At 63.7% G+C, this 19,152-nt stretch carries 17 protein-coding genes; 12 read left to right on the top strand and 5 right to left on the bottom strand.

The features are described from left to right. The first annotated feature begins 16 nt into the window (after positions 1–16). Positions 17–175 (top strand): hypothetical protein, encoded by a 159-nt coding sequence (locus ABFC66_RS06115; protein WP_346740085.1) that lies wholly within the window; start codon positions 17–19, stop codon positions 173–175. Between the two features lie 7 nt (positions 176–182). Here the strand turns inward: ABFC66_RS06115 and ABFC66_RS06110 are convergent, their stop codons facing one another. Next, positions 183–917, bottom strand: coding sequence for a glutathione S-transferase family protein (locus tag ABFC66_RS06110; RefSeq protein WP_346740084.1), 735 nt, complete (start codon positions 915–917; stop codon positions 183–185). Between the two features lie 102 nt (positions 918–1,019). Here ABFC66_RS06110 and ABFC66_RS06105 point away from each other — a divergent pair, with 102 nt between their 5' ends. Further along, a complete protein-coding gene (locus tag ABFC66_RS06105) occupies positions 1,020–1,712 on the top strand; it encodes a YafY family protein (protein ID WP_346740083.1) in 693 nt (230 codons plus the stop codon). A gap of 4 nt (positions 1,713–1,716) precedes the next feature. On the opposite strand, the gene ABFC66_RS06100 is transcribed toward ABFC66_RS06105, so the two are convergent. Continuing rightward, the gene (locus ABFC66_RS06100) at positions 1,717–3,210 is read right to left on the bottom strand and encodes an acetyl-CoA hydrolase/transferase family protein (RefSeq protein WP_346740082.1); all 1,494 of its coding nucleotides are present in this window, start codon (positions 3,208–3,210) and stop codon (positions 1,717–1,719) included. Positions 3,211–3,286: 76 nt separating this feature from the next. Next, positions 3,287–4,900, bottom strand: coding sequence for a phosphoenolpyruvate carboxykinase (locus ABFC66_RS06095; protein ID WP_346740081.1), 1,614 nt, complete (start codon positions 4,898–4,900; stop codon positions 3,287–3,289). Between the two features lie 671 nt (positions 4,901–5,571). On the opposite strand from ABFC66_RS06095, the gene ABFC66_RS06090 reads away from it, so the two are divergent. The 9 genes from ABFC66_RS06090 (at position 5,572) to ABFC66_RS06050 (ending at position 16,713) form a co-directional block, all read left to right on the top strand. After that, positions 5,572–6,273 (top strand): response regulator transcription factor, encoded by a 702-nt coding sequence (locus ABFC66_RS06090; protein WP_346740080.1) that lies wholly within the window; start codon positions 5,572–5,574, stop codon positions 6,271–6,273. A gap of 32 nt (positions 6,274–6,305) precedes the next feature. Continuing rightward, complete coding sequence (locus tag ABFC66_RS06085) at positions 6,306–8,147, top strand: sensor histidine kinase (protein WP_346740079.1); 1,842 nt, start codon at positions 6,306–6,308, stop codon at positions 8,145–8,147. A gap of 7 nt (positions 8,148–8,154) precedes the next feature. Beyond that, positions 8,155–8,637: an HPr kinase/phosphatase C-terminal domain-containing protein gene (locus ABFC66_RS06080; RefSeq protein WP_346740078.1), complete on the top strand. Its 483-nt coding sequence runs from the start codon at positions 8,155–8,157 to the stop codon at positions 8,635–8,637. Positions 8,638–8,779: 142 nt separating this feature from the next. Beyond that, positions 8,780–9,187 carry a PTS sugar transporter subunit IIA gene (locus ABFC66_RS06075; RefSeq protein ID WP_346740077.1) on the top strand — a complete coding sequence of 136 codons (408 nt, stop codon included), beginning with the start codon at positions 8,780–8,782 and terminating at the stop codon, positions 9,185–9,187. A gap of 5 nt (positions 9,188–9,192) precedes the next feature. Continuing rightward, positions 9,193–9,495 carry an HPr family phosphocarrier protein gene (locus ABFC66_RS06070; protein ID WP_346740076.1) on the top strand — a complete coding sequence of 101 codons (303 nt, stop codon included), beginning with the start codon at positions 9,193–9,195 and terminating at the stop codon, positions 9,493–9,495. Between the two features lie 238 nt (positions 9,496–9,733). Beyond that, positions 9,734–11,131, top strand: a complete 1,398-nt coding sequence (ahcY, locus tag ABFC66_RS06065) for an adenosylhomocysteinase (protein WP_346740075.1) — start codon at positions 9,734–9,736, stop codon at positions 11,129–11,131. A 156-nt stretch (positions 11,132–11,287) separates the two neighbouring features. Next, positions 11,288–13,867, top strand: a complete 2,580-nt coding sequence (locus ABFC66_RS06060) for an ATP-binding protein (RefSeq protein WP_346740074.1) — start codon at positions 11,288–11,290, stop codon at positions 13,865–13,867. A gap of 110 nt (positions 13,868–13,977) precedes the next feature. Then, positions 13,978–14,442: a (2Fe-2S)-binding protein gene (locus tag ABFC66_RS06055; protein WP_346740073.1), complete on the top strand. Its 465-nt coding sequence runs from the start codon at positions 13,978–13,980 to the stop codon at positions 14,440–14,442. Positions 14,443–14,454: 12 nt separating this feature from the next. After that, positions 14,455–16,713, top strand: a complete 2,259-nt coding sequence (locus ABFC66_RS06050; protein WP_346740072.1) for a molybdopterin cofactor-binding domain-containing protein — start codon at positions 14,455–14,457, stop codon at positions 16,711–16,713. Between the two features lie 52 nt (positions 16,714–16,765). Here the strand turns inward: ABFC66_RS06050 and ABFC66_RS06045 are convergent, their stop codons facing one another. Continuing rightward, the gene (locus ABFC66_RS06045) at positions 16,766–17,086 is read right to left on the bottom strand and encodes a 2Fe-2S iron-sulfur cluster-binding protein (RefSeq protein WP_152214244.1); all 321 of its coding nucleotides are present in this window, start codon (positions 17,084–17,086) and stop codon (positions 16,766–16,768) included. A gap of 52 nt (positions 17,087–17,138) precedes the next feature. Next, on the bottom strand, positions 17,139–18,377 hold the full coding sequence (locus tag ABFC66_RS06040; protein ID WP_346740071.1) for an FAD-dependent oxidoreductase: 1,239 nt from the start codon (positions 18,375–18,377) through the stop codon (positions 17,139–17,141). 278 nt (positions 18,378–18,655) lie between these two features. On the opposite strand from ABFC66_RS06040, the gene tsaE reads away from it, so the two are divergent. Beyond that, positions 18,656–19,147 carry a tRNA (adenosine(37)-N6)-threonylcarbamoyltransferase complex ATPase subunit type 1 TsaE gene (gene tsaE / locus ABFC66_RS06035; protein WP_346740070.1) on the top strand — a complete coding sequence of 164 codons (492 nt, stop codon included), beginning with the start codon at positions 18,656–18,658 and terminating at the stop codon, positions 19,145–19,147. The last annotated feature ends 5 nt before the right edge of the window (positions 19,148–19,152 follow it).

Raw genomic sequence — 19,152 nt, 5'->3', positions numbered from 1 at the left:
AGAGAAGGAGGTTCCAATGCCGAACTCCGACAAGAAGAAACCTTCGCCGAAGAAGAACGACATCGTCGACGAGACCGGCGAGGAAACCTTCCCGGCAAGTGACCCGCCCGCCTGGACGGGCACCCATGCGGGCGAGCCAAAACACCCCGCCGACCAGCACAAGAAAAAGCACTGACTGGCGATCAGGCGGCAGCCTTGAACCGGCGCGGCCGCCGCGTCGAGGCAAAGAGTTCGCCCATGCGTTCCGTGTGAGTGACGAGGTTCCTGTGGCCGAGCGCGGCGTCTTTTAGCGGGCTCGCAATGTCCGGCCCGATAATGTTCACGAGAAACCCGTACATCGTGACATCGGCAAGCGTCGGCGTTTCACCGAAGAGGAACGGATTGTCACCGAGAAAGGCCGACAGTGTGGCGAGGTCATGCGCGCCGAGCGCGTAGATTTCCTCGCGCGTATGCCTGCCGATGCCCTGACCGTCCAGCTTTCGCCGCACGGCCTTCCGCGCCATGCGGGGGATGAGCTCGCGCATCGGCCAGGGTAGCGCCGCGAAGAAGAGCGGCCTGATGATGTCCCAGCCTTCCGGTTCCACCCAGCGGCTATAGACCATCACCCAATAGAGCCGCTCCTCGATCATGCGTTGCAGGGCGTGGCTTTCGGCCCTCTTCCGCACGTCGAGGCCGCGATCGAGGTCGAGCCCATGATGCGACTTTAGAAGGTCGAGGATGAGCGCCGAATCGCCGACGCGCTCACCGTCGATTTCGACGTAGGGAACCTTGTGCTTGGGGCCGGCGGCGGGGTTGGGAACCACCTCTGTCTCATAGGCGAGGCCGTAAAGCCGGAGCGCGCATTCGAGCTTGACGCAGAATGGGCTGGCATTGGGCGTGCCCTTGAGGGTCGGGGGAAACTGAAAAAGACGGATCATGGCGCTCTCTCCTCTGTTGCCTCATCCCTTATACTGACATGCTACTGACACCATGCCGTCAGCAGCGATCTGCGACGCTTGAAGGCGTGAAAGGGGTTTGCGATGCGTCGTGCCGACCGGTTGTTCGACATCATTGAGTTTCTGCGCCGCAACAAGCGCGTGGTAACTGCGCAGGAGCTTGGCGCGGAGCTTGAGGTCTCTGTGCGGACGATCTATCGCGACATTGCCGACTTGCAGGCAAGCCGCGTGCCCATCGAGGGCGAGGCGGGGCTCGGCTATGTGTTGCGCGCGGGCTATGAATTGCCGCCCTTGATGTTCACGGAAGACGAGATCGAGGCGCTGGTCTTCGGCGCGCGTATGGTCAGAGCCTGGGGCGATGCGAATTTCACGCAAGCCGCCGATGCGGCGCTGGCCAAGATCACGGCGGTATTGCCAGAGCGTCTGACACGGATAGCCGAGACGAGTCGCGTCACTGTCGCGCCGGCGCGAGGCAAGGATGCCTTCAACAAGAACCTCACGCCCATCCGCCGCGCTATCCGCGAACGGCGAAAGCTCGTCATGGATTACGCGGCGCTCTCCGACGAGCGCAGCAGCCGCACCGTGCGTCCGCTCGGCCTCGCCTTCTTCGGTCCGTTCTGGATGCTTGCCGCCTGGTGCGAACTCCGGCGCGATTTCCGCACCTTTCGCATCGAGCGCATAGCCGCTCTCAAGCTGAGCGATGAGACGTTTCGCGACGAGGCAGGAAAGACGATTGAGGATTTCTACGCCCGACCGGACATGCCGCGTTCGCGCTAGACGCTCAGCCCTTCATCATCGTGCCGTGTTCGCGCAGGCGGGCATGCCAGGAAAGCGCTTCCTCGATCACATGCGGCGTATGCCCGCCACGCGTGACGGCGCGGGCGTAATAATCCTCAAGCGCGTCGCGATAGGAAGGATGCGCGCAATTCCGGATCACGAGCGCCGCACGTTCGCGGGGCGCGAGACCGCGCAGATCGGCAAGACCCTGCTCGGTGATCAGGATGCCGACATCATGCTCCGTATGGTCGACATGGCTGACCATCGGCACGACGCTTGAAATCTTTCCGTCTTTCGCCGTCGATTTGCTGACGAAGATCGACAGGAAGCCGTTGCGCGCGAAATCGCCCGAACCGCCAATGCCGTTCATCATGTGCGTGCCGCCGACATGCGTCGAGTTGACGTTGCCGTAGATGTCGAATTCGAGCGCCGTGTTGATGCAGATGACGCCAAGGCGCCGCACGACTTCTGGATGATTGCTGATCTCCTGCGGGCGCAGCAGAAGGCGGCCCTTATAGGCACCGATATTCGACATGACCGCGTCGTGCTTCTCGGCGGAAAGCGTGATCGACGACGCGGAGGCGAAGACGAGCTTGCCTGCGTCGAAGAGGTCGAACGTCGAATCCTGCAGGACCTCCGAATACATCTTGAGATCGTGGAAGGGCGAGTCGATGAGCCCATGCAGAACGGCGTTGGCGACCGACCCGATGCCCGCCTGCAGCGGGCGCAGGTCGCTATCCATGCGGCCCATCTTCACTTCGTGCTTGAGAAATTCGATCAGGTGGCCGGCAATGGCGCGTGTGTCGTCATCGGGCGGTGTGACCTTGGCCGAGCTGTCGAGCTTCTCGGTGATGACGATGGCGGCGATCTTCTCGGGCGGGATCTGAATATAGGGAAGGCCGGCGCGGCTTTCCGGCGCGACGATGGGGATCGGCTCGCGATGCGGACGCTTCGTCGGGATGTAGATGTCGTGCAAGCCCTCCAGCAGCAGCGGTTGGGTGAGGTTGATCTCGACAATGACCTTGGGCGCGAGGATGGCGAAGCTCGCCGAATTGCCGACCGATGTCGTCGGTACGATGCCGCCCGTCTCGGTGATAGCGACCGCCTCGACGATGGCGATGTCCACATCGGGAAGCTGGTGAGTGCGCAGCATCTCGACCGTTTCCGAGAGATGCTGGTCGACGAACATCACTTCGCCGGCATTGATCGCCTTGCGCAGGCCGGGATCGGACTGGAAGGGGATGCGGCGCGAGAGCAGATGGGCTTCGGCGAAGGTCTTGTCGAGATCGTTGCCGAGCGAGGCGCCCGTCATCAGCGTGATCTTCATGGGCTCGCGTCTGGCGCGTTCGGCCAGCGCCAGAGGCACGGCTTTGGCTTCGCCTGCACGCGTGAAGCCGCTCATGCCCACGGTCATGCCGTCGCGAATGAGTTGGGCTGCTTCATCTGCGGTGACGATGCGGTTGTAAAGGCCGGCATTGCGAATGCGATCGCGATACATTTTCGTCCCATGAACTGGAAAGCAAGAAGCCCGGACCTTTCGGTCCGGGCTTCTCTGTTTCAGGCGGTGGTCACGCTTACTCCGCGGCGCGCGTCAGCGCCGGGGCCGCAGCGCGGACCTCGGGATCGACATGATCTTCGAACTTCGCGAAGTTCTCGATGAACATGCCGACGACCTTCTGCGCCTGCGCGTCGTAAGCGGCCTTGTCGGCCCAGGTCTCGCGCGGGTTGAGGATCTTCGTGTCGACGCCCGGCACGCTCACCGGCACCTGGAAGCCGAAATTGCTGTCGGTGCGGAATTCGACCGTCGCGAGCGATCCGTCGAGAGCGGCGGCGAGAAGCGCGCGCGTCGCCTTGATCGGCATGCGCGAGCCGACGCCATAGGCGCCGCCCGTCCAGCCCGTGTTGACGAGCCAGCAGTCGACCTTGTGCTCGGCGATGAGGGCACGCAGCAGGTTGCCGTATTCGGTGGGATGGCGCGACATGAACGGCCCGCCGAAGCAGGTCGAGAAGGTCGCTTCCGGCTCCGTCACACCCTTCTCGGTACCGGCGACCTTCGCCGTGTAGCCCGAGAGGAAGTGATACATCGCCTGGCTCGGCGTCAGCTTCGAGATGGGAGGCAGCACGCCGAAGGCATCCGCCGTCAGCATGATGATGTTCTTCGGATGGCCGCCGGCGCCGGTCGCGCTCGCATTCGGGATGAAGGCGAGCGGATAGGCGCCACGGCTGTTCTCGGCAAGAGCGGCGCTGTCGAGGTCGAGCTCGCGGGTCTGCTCGTCCATCACGACGTTTTCGAGCACGGTGCCGAAGCGCTTCGTCACCGCATAGATCTCGGGCTCGGCTTCAGCCGAGAGCTTGATCATCTTCGCGTAGCAGCCGCCTTCGAAGTTGAAGACGCCGTTCTCCGACCAGCCATGCTCGTCGTCGCCGATGAGCGTGCGGCTCGCGTCGGCCGAAAGCGTGGTCTTGCCGGTGCCGGAAAGGCCGAAGAAGACAGCCGTGTCGCCCTTCGGGCCGATATTGGCCGAGCAGTGCATCGGCATGACGCGCTTCGGAGGCAGCTCATAGTTGAGCATCGAGAAGACCGACTTCTTGATTTCGCCGGCATAGGACGTGTTCGCGATCAGAACGATGCGCTTCGTGAAGTTGCAGGCGATGACCGTCGAGGTGCGGACGCCGTACTTCGCCGGGTCGGCTTCGAAGCTCGGCAGGTCGATGATCGTGAATTCGGGGAGGAAGTCGTCAAGCTCTTCAGACTTCGGCTCGATCAGCAGGTTCTGGATGAACAGCGAGTGCCAGGCATATTCGGAGTAGACGCGGGTGGCGAGGCGGTGGGTCTTGTCGGCGCCGCCGAAGAGATCCTGAATGAAGAGCTCCTTACCTTCGGCATGCTTCAGCATGTCCTGATGGAGAAGGTCGAAGGCTTCCGGCGTCATCGCCTTGTTGTTGTCCCACCACACCGTGTTTTCGGTGCTCTCGTCGCGGACGATGAACTTGTCCTTCGCGGAGCGGCCGGTGTGAACGCCGGTCTTGACGACGAAGGGGCCATCGGCTGCGACCAGGCCCTCGTTGCGGCGGACGGCTTCTTCATAAAGCGCCGCGGGGCGGTAATTCCAATGGGCGGCGGCAAGGTTTTTGAAGCCGCTTTTGTCCACGCCGTGTTTGCTGATGTAGGGCCCGGTCTGTTTCACACCTTTTCTCCTGTCATGGTCCTGGCAGCGCCGGTCGCCGTATTGGGCTTCGGGTTCGGGAGCCGGTGCGGAAAGTCTGCCGTCGCCGGAATTTTCGGGAACCGCCGGTGTGTTGCTGCCTCGTCTTGCAAAAAATGTTTCTGTCGTCTTTGCCTGGTCGTCTGGGTCTGGTCGTTTGGGCGGCCGCATAGGGCCTTAGAAATAAGGCGGGATTATAGCATGGCCCTCCCGGTCCCACGGGACCGGCCGGCTGCCAATGCAGTTTCTTTCTTTTGCGGGGGGCTCATGGTGGCCGGCTCGACTTCCCGCCGCGGCCAGGCTTCCCCCGGTGTTCCCGTTCAGATTGGCGCGCACCATAATTGCCCGGCTTTCCGGGTGCAACCGACTCGAAAAGAATGATTCTCAGATCGGGCTCGGCCAGGCGCCGGGTGCCTCATGTTCACCCAATGTACCGGGCCGGTCGGGCTGCTCCAGGCGCCTTCAGGATTATGGGTACGATCCATGGCGTGCCACGGCGCAAGTGCTTATACTGCCGCCACATTTTAGGCCAAAAGCGACCCTAAGCCTTCCCGAGCCTTAGCTCGTGCAGTCATGCAGGCATAGCGCCTGCCCGAGGGGATTCGCCGATGGACAATGTTGGAAACGACGCTCTTGAAAAGGGACGGGGCCGAATGCCAACCATCGCGCTGGTTGACGATGACCGGAATATTCTCACCTCGGTGAGCATGGCGCTCGAAGCCGAGGGCTATCATGTCCAGACCTATACGGATGGTGCCGCCGCCCTTGCGGGGCTGGCCGCCAATCCGCCGGATGTCGCCGTTTTCGACATCAAGATGCCGCGCATGGACGGCATGGAGCTGCTACGCCGCCTGCGGCAGAAGTCGGACCTGCCGGTGATCTTCCTGACCTCGAAGGACGACGAGATCGACGAGCTTTTCGGGCTCCGCATGGGGGCGGACGACTATATCCGCAAGCCTTTCTCCCAGCGACTGCTGGTCGAGCGTGTGAAGGCTGTGCTTCGCCGTTCGAGCCCCAAGGTCGAAGGCGCCGCGCCCGAAGGCGCTGAAAAGGTCGTCCTCGAACGCGGCAAGCTGGTCCTCGACCCGGAGCGGCACTCCTGCACATGGGACGGCAAGCCCGTGGTCCTCACCGTGACCGAATTCCTGATCCTGCAGGCGCTGGCGCAGCGGCCCGGCTATGTGAAGAGCCGCGACTCCCTCATGGACGCGGCCTATGACGATCAGGTCTATGTGGACGACAGGACCATCGACAGCCACATCAAGCGCCTGCGCAAGAAGTTCAAGGAAGTGGACGACGATTTCGATGCGATCGAGACGCTTTACGGCGTCGGTTATCGCTATCGTGAAAGCTGAGAGGCAAGAGGCCGGCCCCGGATGACCCCGTCATGGCGAGCGTGAGCGAGCATGAGGTTCCGCCATCGGCGGCGCGGCAATCCGCCGCGCCGGAGGGAGACGCTGCTTCAAGAGTCAGGCGAGGTCCCCGCCGCGATTTTCGGCGTATCGCGGAGATGCTGCCGGGGGCGATCTTCAACGCCTTTCGCGGTTTCCTCCTGCGGGGGCGCTTCTCCAGCCTGACGCGGCGCATCGTTGCCTTCAACGTCGTCGCGCTTTGCGTGCTGGTCAGCGGCGTTCTCTACCTCAACCAGTTCCGCGAGGGCCTGATCGACGCGCGGCGGCAAAGCCTTTTGACGCAGGCCGAGATCATTGCCGGCGCCATCGCCGAAAGCGCGACCTCAAATCAGGAGGCGCCGGTCGTCGATCCGCTGGAGCGCCGGCGGAACAAGCCGCGCGACATTCGCCCGCCCGTCGCTGGCGACATGGATGAGGACGAGGGGGGAGGCGAACTGCCGATCATTCCCGAAAATGCCGCCCCCATCCTGCGCCGCCTCGTTCTGCCGACGCAGACTCGCGCGCGCCTTTACGACAAGGATGGCTGGCTCATTCTCGACTCGCGCCAGCTCACCGCCTCCGGCCAGATCGTGGCGTTTGAGCTTCCTCCGCCCGCAGGCGCCGAAGCGCCGGGCCCGCTCGGCCACCTGCGTGACAGGCTGCTGGGCCTGCTGCCCGGACGCGACCTCGAACGCTACAAGGAAGCAGGCAGCCAGAACGGCACGATCTACAGCGAGGTCACGCGCGCATTGCGCGGCATTCCTTCCAGCATGGAGCGCGTGAACGACCGCGGGGAACTCATCGTTTCGGTTGCCGTGCCGATCCAGCGTTACCGCGCGGTGCTCGGCACACTGATGCTTTCGACGCGCGGCGGCGACATCGACGCCATCGTTCGCGCCGAGCGGCTCGCCATCATGCAGCTCTTTCTGATCGACCTGGGCGTCACCATCCTGCTTTCCGTCTTGCTTGCCGGCACCATTGCGGAGCCAGTGCGGCGCCTCGCGGAATCGGCCGAGATCGTGCGCCGGGGCAAGACGCGTCGCGCGCAGATTCCCGACTTCACGGCACGCCGCGACGAGATCGGCGAATTGTCCGGCGCGCTGCGCGACATGACGAACGCGCTTTACAGGCGCATGGATGCGATCGAAAGCTTCGCCGCCGATGTCGCGCATGAGCTGAAGAATCCGCTCACCTCGCTTCGCAGCGCCATTGAGACTTTCACGCTGGCCAAGGACGAGAAGGCCAAGGCGCGGCTGATGCAGATCATTCAGGACGACGTGCGCCGCATCGACCGCCTTATCAGCGATATTTCCAATGCCTCGCGCCTCGATGCGGAGCTGTCGCGCGAGGAGATGGAAGACGTCAACCTCGCGACGCTGCTTGAAACGGTCTGCGATCTGTTCACGGAGACGGGGGCCAGCGGTTCCGCCAAAGTCGCGCTCAGCATCGAGCCGGGCCCTCATGGGCGCGCCGGCATGATCGTGAAGGGCTTCGACATGCGCCTCGGCCAGGTCATGCGCAATCTCATAGACAATGCGCTGTCCTTCAGTCCGGAAGGCGGCACGGTGCATGTCCTGGCCGAGCGCGTGCCGGGCCGCATCATCATCCGCGTCGAGGATGAGGGGCAGGGCATTTCGCCGGACAATTTCGAGCGCATCTTCGACCGGTTTCATACCGACCGTCCGGACAGCTTCGGCGAGCATTCGGGTCTTGGCCTCGCCATTTCCAAGCAGATCGTGGAAGCCCATCGCGGCACCATCCGCGCCGAAAACCGGATGGAGGATGGCCGCGTAGCGGGCGCGCGCTTCATCGTCGAATTGCCGTCCTCCTCGAGTTGAGCCGAACATGACCATCTTCATGCATGGCACCTGTGTCCTGATCGGTCCCCGCGCCGTGTTGCTGCGGGGGCCTTCCGGCGCCGGCAAGTCCGATCTTGCCTACCGGCTCATCCGGGGAGACGGCCCAAGCGCGATGCTGGTCGCCGACGATCAGGTTGCGCTCAGGGTGGAAGAGGGGCGGCTCATGGCTTCCCCGCCGGCGGCGCTGGCGGGACTGCTGGAAATCCGAGGTCTCGGCCTCCTGCCGCTTCCTTTCGCTCCGCAGGCGGAGGTGGCGCTGGCGGTCGATCTGGTCTCCCGCGAGGACGTACCCCGAATGCCTGAACCCCGTTTCCTCGACGTCGAGGGGGTGGACCTCCCCCTTGTCGCGCTTCATGCATTTGACCTGACGGCGGCAGACCGGGTACGTCTCGCGCTGGAAACCATCCCGGTCGGGGGCTTCCCCGGAAACGACGGACGCCTCGGTGGAGGCTCCGGTATCGGCCGGTGATTGAGGTCTGCGATCTTTGTGTTTGTGATGCCTCCGCGCGCTTGTCTTTTGAGCGCGATTGGAGGCACGATACGCCCCTCCGCGGGGGCGCGGCCGGCGAACCAGCCTGCGTATTGGGCCGGGACGGCGAAGAGGGCTATTGATGATCGGACTAGTACTGGTAACCCACGGCGCATTGGCCAGCCAATTTGTTGCGGCCATGGAACATGTGGTGGGCGCGCAGCCGCAGGTCGAGGCAATCTGCATCGGTCCTGACGATGATATGGAGCAGCGTCGCCGCGACATTCTCGATGCGGTGGCCAGCGCGGATTCCGGCGACGGTGTCATCCTTCTGACCGACATGTTTGGCGGCACGCCCTCCAACCTCGCCATCTCGATCATGGACAAGGCGAAGGTCGAGGTCATCGCTGGCGTGAACCTGCCGATGCTTATCAAGCTTGCAAGCGTGCGCGACCATGCGAGCCTTGGCCAGGCCGTGGATCTCGCCCAGGAATCGGGCCGCAAATACATCTCGATCGCGAGCCGCGTTCTCGCGGGCGACGGGACCTGAACCTGATGCCCTCAGATGCCGAGGCTGGAACCAGCCGCCCCGAAAGCCGTCTTCTCAACATTGTGAACACACGCGGCCTGCATGCGCGGGCCTCGGCGAAGTTCGTTCAGTGTGCGGAGAAGTTCGATGCGGAGGTCAAGGTCTCGAAGGAGGGGCACTCCGTCTCCGGCACCTCGATCATGGGCCTGATGATGCTCGCCGCCGGACCCGGCTGCTGCATCCTGATCGAAGCCGAAGGTCCACAGGCCAAAGAAGCGCTCGACGCTCTGGAGGCCCTCGTGTCGGACGGATTCGGCGAGCGCGACTAAGCGCCCGCGCGCTCGACGCTCCGACTGTCTTAATCCAGCCATGTTGAAAGGCGGCCTGCTCCCCGCGAGCAGGCATTTCCGTTGTCGCGCGCCCCGGGTTGCCCGGCGTGTCCCGGATGACCCTGAAACAGATATAAAGACTTCTTTATATCATGCTTGCCCGTCCCGAACCCTGCTGTTATAAGGCGGGACCATGCCGGATTTTGCCCGGCAGCCAGTCCATTCCGAAGGAGCCCCCATGAGCAACGATTACGTCGTCAAGGACATCAACCTCGCCGACTGGGGCCGCAAGGAAATCGACATCGCCGAGACCGAAATGCCTGGCCTCATGGCGACCCGCGCCGAATTCGGCAAGGCGCAGCCGCTCAAGGGCGCGCGGATCGCCGGTTCGCTCCACATGACGATCCAGACAGCCGTTCTCATCGAGACGCTGAAGGCGCTGGGCGCCGATGTGCGCTGGGCCTCCTGCAACATCTATTCGACGCAGGACCACGCCGCCGCCGCGATCGCCGCTTCCGGCACGCCCGTCTTCGCGATCAAGGGCGAGAGCCTCGAGGATTACTGGGAATATACGCACCGCATCTTCGAATGGGCCGATGGCGGCACGCCGAACATGATCCTCGACGATGGCGGCGACGCGACGCTGCTCGTCCATCTGGGTCTGCGCGCCGAGGGTGGCGATGTCGCCTTCCTCGAAACGGCCTCGAATGAGGAAGAGGAAATTCTCTACGCCGCGATCAAGCGCCGCCTGAAGCACAAGCATGGCTGGTACACGCAGCTCGCGAAGAACATTCGCGGCGTGACCGAGGAAACGACCACGGGCGTCCATCGCCTCTACGAGATGCAGAAGAAGGGCACGCTGCTCTGGCCGGCGATCAACGTCAACGACAGCGTCACCAAGTCGAAATTCGACAATCTCTATGGCTGCCGTGAATCGCTGGTCGACGGCATCCGCCGCGCGACCGACGTGATGATGGCCGGCAAGGTCGGCGTCGTCGCCGGTTTCGGCGATGTGGGCAAGGGCTCGGCGGCGTCGCTGCGCAATGCGGGCGCCCGCGTCATCGTCACCGAGATCGATCCGATCTGCGCGCTGCAGGCCGCGATGGAAGGCTATGAAGTGACGACGATGGAAGAAGCCGCGCCGCGCGGCGACATCTTCGTCACCACGACGGGCAATGTGGACGTCATCACCGTCGATCACATGCGCGCCATGAAGGACCGCGCCATCGTCTGCAATATCGGCCATTTCGACAGCGAAATTCAGGTCGGCGGCTTGCGCAACTTCAAGTGGCACAATGTGAAGCCGCAGGTGGACGAGATCGAGTTCCCCGGTGGCAACCGCATCATCCTTCTCGCCGAAGGCCGCCTCGTGAATCTGGGCTGCGCGACGGGCCATCCGAGCTTCGTCATGTCGGCCTCCTTCACGAACCAGACGCTCGCCCAGATCGAACTCTGGACGAAGCCGGACGCCTACGAGAAGAAGGTCTACACGCTGCCCAAGAAGCTCGACGAGAAGGTCGCGGCGCTGCATCTGGAAAAGATCGGCGTGAAGCTGACCAGGCTCAACGACAAGCAGGCGGCCTATATCGGCGTGGACGCCGCGGGCCCCTACAAGCCCGAAGCCTACCGCTACTGATTTCGGCCCCGGCCGAACCTGAAAGGCCCGGCCATTGCCGGGCCTTTTTGTTTGTGCGGCTACACGATGCGCCGTTTCGCACCGCCTTGAGACATGATGTAGTATTGCTTCGGTTGGGCAGATCGGACCGTGCGAATCGCACGGGGCGCGGGGACAATGACGGATAAGCGAATGCCGCCGGCAGGGCTGCGGTTGGGGTCGAGCGTTTTGGCGCTCGGGACCGCGCTGCTGGCCGCCCCTGCCTCGGCCGACACGCTGGGTATTCAGGAGACCCTTCCCAAGGCACTGGCCACGCTCGGCGTGCCGGCGGAGCCTGTCGTCAGCCTCTATATGCTCGGCGCCCTCGGCGTCGCCGCCTTCGGTGTCCTTGCCGCTGTCGCCGGTTTCAGGGCGGCGCGTGTCGCGCGCCGTGTGGCGCTTGCCCGCGAACAGGAACTTGCCGGTCTGGACGCGAGGCTTCTCGCGGCGGAGTCCATTCTGGCCGCCGAGCCCGATGCCGTCTTCATCTGGACGCCGGAAAGCCTCCGCGCCGCCCCTGGCACGTTTCAGTCGCGTCCGCGCATCGTCGGCTCCACGGCGACATTGGTCGATCCGGCCTCCGGCGATCTCGATTTCTCCTATCTGCTGACGCGGCTCGAGCCCGAAAATGCTGGCCGTCTCAACGTCGCCGTGCAGCGCCTGCGCACGCGGGGCGCGCGTTTCTCTCTGCACGTGCAGTCGCTCGATGGCCGAACCTTCGAAGCCGAGGGGCGGCCGGCGGGCGCGCTCGCGGTCCTGTGGCTGCGCGACGTGACCGGCGAACGGGCGGAGGTGAGCCGTCTCAACGAGCGCATCCGTCAGGCCGAGAGCCAGCGCGCGCGCTTCGAGGAGCACCTGATGACGGCGCCGTTCCCCACCTGGCGGCGAGATGGGGACGGCAAGCTCATCTGGGTGAACGACGCTTATGCGCGCGCCGTGGATGCGCCCTCGCCGGCCGATGCCGTGGCGCGCGGCCTCGAGCTTCTGGGCGAAGAGGTGCTCGCATCGCTGCGCCGCCGCCTTCTCGACCGCAATCGCGCCAGCGAGCGCACCCATGCGATCATGGCGGGCGAACGCCGCGCCATCGAGGTCTTCGAGCAGCGAGTCGCCGATGGGCTGACGGGGCTTGCCGTCGATGTTTCGGCGCTGGAGGCGACGGAGACGGAATTGCGGCGCCATATCGAGAGTCACGCCGCGACGCTCGACCGCGTGACGACCGCGGTTGCGATCTGCGGCCCCGACAAGCGTCTCAAATTCCGCAACCGTGCCTTTGAAACGCTCTGGGGCCTCGATCCGCAATGGCTCGACAGCGAGCCGACCGACAGCGAAATGCTCGACGAACTGCGCGCGCAGCGCCGCCTGCCGGAACAGGCGAATTTTCAGGCCTGGAAGCAGGCGCGGATGGAGCTCTACACCTCTCTCGATCCGCTCGAGGAATACTGGCACCTGCCCGATGGGCGCACCATCAAGGTGCTGGGCCAGGCGCATCCCTTCGGTGGCGTCATCTATCTCTATGAGAACGTGACCGAGCAGCTCAATCTCGAAAGCTCCTACAACACGCTGGCCCGCGTGCAACGCGAGACGATCGACCATCTCTATGAAGGCGTGGCGGTCTTCGGGTCGGACGGGCGCCTGAAGCTCTCCAACCCGGCTTATGCGCGGATATGGAACCTCGCACCCGAGGCCCTTTCATCCGAGCCTCATGTGAATGACATCGTCGAGGCCTGCCGTCCGCTCTTCAGCGATGCAGCGGATGCGGAAAATCTCAAGGCGCGCATCATGATGGCGTCCGGCGTTCGTTCGCAGGCGACAGGTCGTCTCAACCGCCCCGATGGTACGGTGATCGACTACGCGGTGGTGCCGCTTCCCGACGGTGCGAGCCTTCTCACCTATGTCGATGTGACGGACTCGATCCGGATGGAACTGGCGCTGCGCGATCGCAACGATGCGCTCGAAACGGCCGACCGGCTCAAGTCCGAATTCATCAGCCACGTTTCCTATCAGCTGCGCACGCCGCTTACGAACATCCTCGGCTTCGGCGAAATCCTCGAAGCGGAGATGTTCGGTGAACTCAATCCGAAGCAGCACGAATATACGCAGGGCATTCTCGAATCGTCGGACACGCTGCTCGATATCGTGAACGACATTCTCGACCTCACCGTCATCGAGGCCGGCGCGATGACGCTTGACCTTTCGGACGTCGAGATTTCAGGCGTTATCCGCGCCGCGGAAGAATTTGCGCAGCGCCCTGCCCAGAAGAGCCGGATCGTGCTCAAGGTGGCGGCGCCGGAGGATCTCGGCATCATCCGCGCCGACGAGAAGCGCATCAAGCAGATCATGATCAATCTGCTGTCGAACGCGCTCGCCTTCACCAGTCCCGGCGATACGATCACCATCGGCGCGGAGCGGCTCGAAAATACGATTCAGCTCTACGTCGCCGACACGGGCGATGGCATAAAGCCGGAATTCCAGGCCACCGTCTTCGACCGCTTCGAATCGCGGGCGGGCCAGGATCGCCGCCGCGGGGCAGGCCTCGGCCTTTCCCTGGTGCGGTCCTTCGTCGAGCTTCATGGCGGCTGGGTCACACTGGAATCCGCGCCGGATGTGGGGACGCGTGTGACATGCCACCTTCCGGTCCGGGTGGCGGGCGCGGCCTTGCTTTCCAGACTGCCCGCGCCGGATGTACAGTTCTCCCCGGAGCCGGTGGAGCTGCCCTGAGCGCTATCCGGCGGCCGATACCCGCTCTTTCCAGCCGCTGACCGATTTGATAGTTTCGGTCATTCGGTTCGGAGCCGCCTGCCTGTCGCGGGCGAGAAGGGGAGGAACCCATGTCCGTCACCATCAAGGTCAATGGCGTCAGCCATACGCTCGACATCGAGCTTGAGATGCCGCTTCTCTGGGTGCTGCGCGACGAACTCGGCCTCACAGGCACGAAATTCGGCTGCGGCGTTGCTTCCTGCGGCGCCTGCACTGTGCATGTCGACGGCGAGGCCGTACGCTCCTGCATGACGCCGGTCAGCGCGGTCGAAAATCATGACGTTGTAACCATTGAGGGCCTTGCCGAGGCCTCGGGCGCCAGGGCCGCGCTTGCCCCCATTCAGGCCGCATGGATCGCCGAGCAGGTGCCGCAATGCGGCTATTGCCAGTCGGGCATGCTGATGGCGGTGTCTGTGCTCCTGAAGGAAAAGCCGAAGCCCACAGATGCGGAGATCGACGAGGCGATCACCAATATCTGCCGCTGCGGCACCTATCCGCGCGTCCGCGCCGCGATCCATTCGCTGTCGAACACCTGAGGGAGGCCGGTCATGGAGATCAAGAAACCTACACGGCGCGGTTTTCTCATCGGCGGCGGCCTCGTCGGCGGCGGATTGCTGCTCGGCTATGCATGGTCGGGCCCCTCGCGTCTCAGTCTGCAGGACAAGGCTGTGGCAGGAGGTGAAGGCGAACGCCTTGTCACGACCTGGCTCAAGCTTGCGCCGGACAATGTGCTCACCGTCTATGTTCCCCATTCCGACATGGGGCAGGGCGTCATCACTGCGCTTGCCATGATGGCGGCGGAGGAAATGGAAGCCGACTGGTCGCTCGTACGCGCCGAGCAGGCGCCGGCCGAGCAGGCTTTCGCCAATGAATCGCTCAGCCAGAATTTCACCGACGGCATCGAGATTCCTTCGATCCTCACCGGCATCAACAATGCTGCCTGGTATGGCGTGGCGAAGCTCATGCATCTCCAGGTGACGGGCGGTTCCTCCTCGGTGCGCTGGACGGGGCAGCATGGCATGCGCGTCGCCGGTGCCGCTGCGAAGGATCTCTTGATCCGCGCCGCCGCGCGCCGCTGGAATGTCGATCCCTCGCAATGCGTGGCGCGCCTCTCCCATGTGCATCATGATGCTTCAGGAAAGTCCGCGACATTCGCGGAGCTTGCCGCCGATGCGGCGGAGCTTTCGCCGCTCTCCAATCCGGTGCTCAAGTCGCCGAAGGACTACACGATCGTCGGAAAGCCCATTCCGCGCTTCGACATTCCGCCCAAGGTCGACGGGTCCGCGAAATACGGCATCGACGTTCATGTTCCCGGCATGCTCCATGCGGCGATCAAATTCGCGCCGGTCTTTGGCGCCGAGGTCGTGAGTTACAACGAGGCGGAAATCCTCAAGCGGCCCGGCGTGAAGAAGCTGGTTCGCCTGCCCGTGGGTGTCGCGGTCGTCGCCAATAATTTCTGGCGCGCGAAGGAAGCCGCAGCTGCGCTCGAACTCAAGATCGACACCAAGGGGAACGACACGCGTTCAACCGCGTCGATCTACGCGCAGCACGACAAGGACATTGCCGCCGACGACAGCGCGAAGGATGTCGAGATCGGCGATACGGAAGCGGCCCTGAAGGGCGCAAGCAGGCTCGTGGAAGCGACGTACCGCGTACCCTATCTCGCCCATGCTTGCATGGAGCCGATGAACTGCACCGTCTGGATCAAGGCGGACGGCAAGGCGGAGGTCTGGGTCGGCGCTCAGGACGCGCTCGGCACACGCGGACGCATTGCCGATGTCGCTGGACTCTCGTTCGACGATGTGACGCTCCATCCGATGCTGCTCGGCGGCGGATTTGGGCGGCGCATTCCGGTGCGCAAGGGCTTTGCCGACTTCCCCAGCGAGATCGATTTCGCGGCGCTGATCGCCAAGGAAGTCGATGCGCCGGTGAAGCTCGTCTATACGCGCGAGGACGATGTCCAGCACGACGCCTATCGCCCTGCCGTGACCAGCGTCTTCAAGGTGGCGCTCGACGCGGAAGGCCAGCCCGTCGCCTGGCGCAACCGCTATGTGACGAAGGACGATCCGGCGGAAGCCGCGCATATTCCCTATGCGGTGGCGAACCAGTCCATCCGTTCGGTCGAAAGCCCGACCCCCGTTCCGCGTGGGCCCTGGCGCTCGGTCGCCCATTCACAGCACACGTTTTTCACGGAAAGCTTCGTGGACGAACTTGCCCATGAAGCGGGCAAGGACCCGTTCGAATATCGCCGCGCGCTCCTGAAGGACCAGCCCCGCCATCTTGCCGTGCTGGAACTTGCCGCGGCAAAGGCAGGCTGGGGCACGCCGCTGCCCAAGGGCCATGCGCGCGGCATCGCCATTCAGGAGGCGTTCAAGACAATCGTCGCGGAAGTGGCGGAGGTTTCGGTAAGCCATACCGGCGAGTTGAAGGTCCATCGCGTCGTTGCGGCGGTCGATTGCGGCCGCATGATCAATCCGAACACGGTCGAGCAGCAGGTCGAGTCGGGGATCATCTTCGGCCTGACGGCGGCGCTGCGCGGCGAAATCACGATCGACAAGGGCGCGGTCGTGCAGTCGAATTTCCTCGACTACGAAATGCTGCATATGGCCGACATGCCTTCGATCGAGGTGCATGTGATCGAAAGCGGCGCGGCGCTGGGCGGGCTCGGCGAGCCGGCGACGCCGCCCATCGCGGCTGCCGTTTCCAATGCGGTCTTTGCCGCGACGGGAAAGCGCATTCGCGAATTGCCGCTGAAGAAACATGATCTCACGCCATTGGCGGCCAAGCTCGCGCAAGCGGCGGAATGAGCAACAAAAAAGGGCGCCGAAAACCGGCGCCCTTTTTCTTGAGATAAAAACGTTAGTGCTGGCTTTCGGGAAGCGAGACGCGAATGCCGTCGAGCTCCGGGGTCACCTTGATCTGGCAGGAAAGGCGGGAATTGGCCTGCGTGTGTTCGCAGAAGTCGAGCATGGTTTCTTCCATGTCTTCCTTGCCCGGAATCTTCGCGAGCCATTCCTCGGGCACATAGATCATGCAGGTCGCGCAGGCGCAGGCACCGCCGCAATCGGCATCGATACCCGGCACCATGTTCTTCACGGCGCCTTCCATGAGCGTCAGGCCTTCCGCCACGTCGATCGTGTGCTCTTTGCCGTTATGCTCGACATAAGTAACTTTCGCCATTCTCTCCGAACGCCTCCTCACCTATTCAACTGTCATTTTTGTCGACGCCTGCTCAGGCGTTCGCCACTTCCTTCATGGAAATCGTTTCGTCGGCCAGCCGCTTGGGGTCGAGCTTCACCTGCTTGGCGATGAGCTGCCGGGCCGTCATGAATTCGGGCGCACGGTTGACCGCATCGACGGCGATGAGCACGCCGTCCTTGAGATAGAAAACCGCGAAACTCCGGCCTTCCGCCGGATTGCCGCGAGTGACCGCTTCCGTGTAGCCGGTGGAAAGGCCCGCGATCTGCAGCTTCAGGTCGTACTGATCCGACCAGAACCAGGGCACCTGGTTGTAGGGTTTGTCCTTGCCGGTAATGGCGGCGGCGGCGGTCTTTCCCTGCTCGATGGCGTTGTGAACGCTTTCGAGGCGGAGCCGGCGGCCGTAAACGCCGTTCGGATGGTTGGTGCAGTCGCCCGCCGCATAAATGTCGGGATCGCTTGTCCGCGTCATCTCGTCGACGACGATGCCGTTCTCGACGGTGACGCCGGCGTCCTGCGCAAGCTCCGTATTCGGAATGATGCCGATGCCGACCACGACGAAATCGCAAGGGAAGCTTTCACCTTCGCCGGAGACGACATGGGTGATGCGTCCGTCCTTGCCTTCGAAGCCCGCAACCGTCACGCCCGTGCGGATGACGACGCCTTCCTCGCGGTGAATGCGCTCATAGAAATGCGAAACGATGGGATCGACGACGCGCGCCATGACGCGCTCGGCGGTTTCGAGCACGGTGACCGCGATGTCGTGCTTCTTGGCGACAGCCGCCACTTCGAGGCCGATATAGCCGCCGCCGACGACGACCATCTTCGCGCCCGGCTTGAAGTTCTTCTGGATCTCGTGAACGTCCGCGACGGAGCGCAGATAATGCACGCCTTCAAGGTCGAAGCCCGGCACGTTGATCTCGCGTACCCGGCTGCCGGTCGCGATGATGAGCTTGTCATAGGCGATTTCACGGCCGTCGCTCGTCAGGACGATCTTCTTCGCCCGCTCGATCGCCGCCACGCGCGTCGACAGCAACAGTTCGCAGCCGGCGTTCGCATAGAACTCCGCCGGCTTCAGCTCCACGCGGTCGAAACCGATTTCCCCGGCGAGGAATTTCTTCGACAGGGGCGGACGCTGGTAAGGCGGCTCGGCCTCGTCGCCGATCATGCGGATCGGCCCTTCATAGCCTTCCGAACGCAGTGACATCACAGCCTGCGAGGCCGCCTGTCCGGCGCCGATGATGACGATTCCGTTGGTTACGCTCGCACTCACGTTCGTTCCTCCCGCTCTCTTTCAACGCCTCGCCTGCAAGGCTGTTCATCGCCTTTTACAGAGGTGCCGCCTGCGCGTCACTGTCCCAAAGCCGGGGCAGGATGCCGCGTTCGCGTGTGAGGCCATGAGAGCATCTTTTTCTGAAGTGGTACTCCGCCACAAAAATGACGGAAGCGTCAACTTTAAAATTTCGGGTCGCCGGGTCACGGCCTCTCAAATTGACAAATCGGGCCGCTTTTCCTCCTATGGCGGCCCAGTCCGAACCCAGACCCGCAAGAATGACCGCAGCCGCCATAGCCGAACTTTCGATTCCGCTGCCTGACGAGGCGGCGACCGAGCGTCTGGGCGCCCGGCTCGGCGCCTTGCTGGAGCCCGGCGATTTCGTCGCGCTCACGGGCGACCTCGGCGCCGGCAAGACGGCGCTTGCCCGGGCGACGATCCGCGCGCGGCTCGGCGACCCCGACGAGGAGGTGCCGAGCCCGACATTCACGCTCGTCCAGACCTATGACGCGCCGGACCTCCTCATCACCCATGTCGATCTCTATCGGCTCGACCGGCCGGAGGATGCCGCCGAGCTTGGCCTTGGCGAGGCGCTGGACGAGGGGGCGCTGCTCGTCGAATGGCCCGACCGGCTGGGGCGCCTGCCGCAGGACCGTCTCGACATCTCCATCCGTCTCATGGGAGAAGGCGGAGCGCGCGAGGCTCATCTGACGGGCCACGGACACTGGGCGGCGCGGCTTCAGGGGTTGAAGGACTCCTTGGGGGACTGAAAGAC

Origin of the sequence: Parvibaculum sp. (assembly GCF_039680535.1) — a bacterium.
Lineage (GTDB): Bacteria > Pseudomonadota > Alphaproteobacteria > Parvibaculales > Parvibaculaceae > Parvibaculum.
This window is presented reverse-complemented; position numbering and strand designations above follow the sequence as displayed.